A 1,099-nucleotide genomic window follows, 5' to 3' on the forward strand; every position below is an offset into this window, starting at 1 on the left:
CACAAGGGGGAAATATGCGCTTCACTCACTCCATGCTGGGCGCCGCGGCCGTGGCGGCTCTGGCGCTGGGGACCACGACCGCTCTGGCGGCGCCCGCCTCCGCCGCACCCAACACCACGCCGCAGAAGGTCTGCGGAGTCGGCTACAAGACCGTGAACTCCGCGCCCGTCGGCTCACTGGGCACCGTCTACCTCGCCTACAACGCCTCCAACGGCAACAACTGCGTCGTCACCATCCGCAACAACCCGGGCACCGCGGTGGCCATGTCCGCCTGGATCTACGTCCCCGACACCAACGAGGGCGACAGCGACGACGGTCGCTACACCTCGTACGCGGGCCCCTCCTACGTCATCGGCAAGGGTCACTGCGTCGACTGGGGCGGCAGCATCGACAACACCTACGTGCAGGTGACCGGCTCCAACTGCGCCTCCCTCACCGAGCACCGGACCACCCACACCCGCTGATCCGTCCGCACACCGCGGCCCACCGCACCTGACAGACCGCCGGCCCCGGCCCTCAGCACCGCCTCACGACCACCGACCGCACGGCCGGACGAGGCGGGAGCCTGATCAGCGTGCGGCGGCCGGAGGGCGCGGTGGCACACGGCACAGGAGTCCACGACGGTCCGGCCCGCGCCTCAGGCCGGACCCCGCTCCGGCGGGGCGATCACGCGGCGTTCTCAGCCGTGGTCGTGCGGGGGAAGGCGACAGGCCGCCCGTGATCGATCCGTCTGCTAGGAAGGTCCACATGGACGGTGACTTCGCGACGACGGTCCGTCGGTTCCGCTTACGCGCGGGCCTCACTCAGGAGGCGCTGTCCGAGCGTTCCGGAGTCTCGGTCAGCACGATCCGCGGCATGGAGACCGGCAAGCGGCGCAACCCACAGCTGGCGTCGGTGCGTCAACTGGCCTCCGCGCTCGACCTCCGGCCGGTCGAACTGGAAGAACTGCTGGCCGCGGCGGCGGGCGCGGCAGAACACCCGGCCCGACCGGTCCCGCGCCAACTGCCCGCCCCACCGGTGCCGTTCGTGGGCCGCCATCACGAACTGGAGCGGTTGGACGCCGCAGTGCGGTCCGCCTCTGACGAGGCGGCCCCCGTAG

General features: G+C 71.3%; 2 protein-coding genes. Both read left to right on the forward strand.

Annotated features, from left to right (window positions below; genetic code table 11):
• The first annotated feature begins 14 nt into the window (after positions 1-14).
• The gene (locus ABT300_RS44315; RefSeq protein WP_351688904.1) at positions 15-464 is read left to right on the forward strand and encodes a spore-associated protein; all 450 of its coding nucleotides are present in this window, start codon (positions 15-17) and stop codon (positions 462-464) included.
• 283 nt (positions 465-747) lie between these two features.
• Positions 748-1,099, forward strand: a 352-nt coding sequence (locus ABT300_RS44320; RefSeq protein WP_351688906.1) for a helix-turn-helix transcriptional regulator, incomplete at its 3' end; no start/stop codon positions are given.

It is taken from the genome of Streptomyces sp. NPDC001027 (assembly GCF_040299045.1).
In the GTDB taxonomy this organism is placed as follows: domain Bacteria; phylum Actinomycetota; class Actinomycetes; order Streptomycetales; family Streptomycetaceae; genus Streptomyces.

Excerpts from the sequence above, each read along its gene's own strand:
- ABT300_RS44315 (WP_351688904.1), top strand. The coding sequence starts at position 15 with ATGCGCTTCACTCACTCCATGCTGGGCGCCGCGGCCGTGGCGGCTCTG.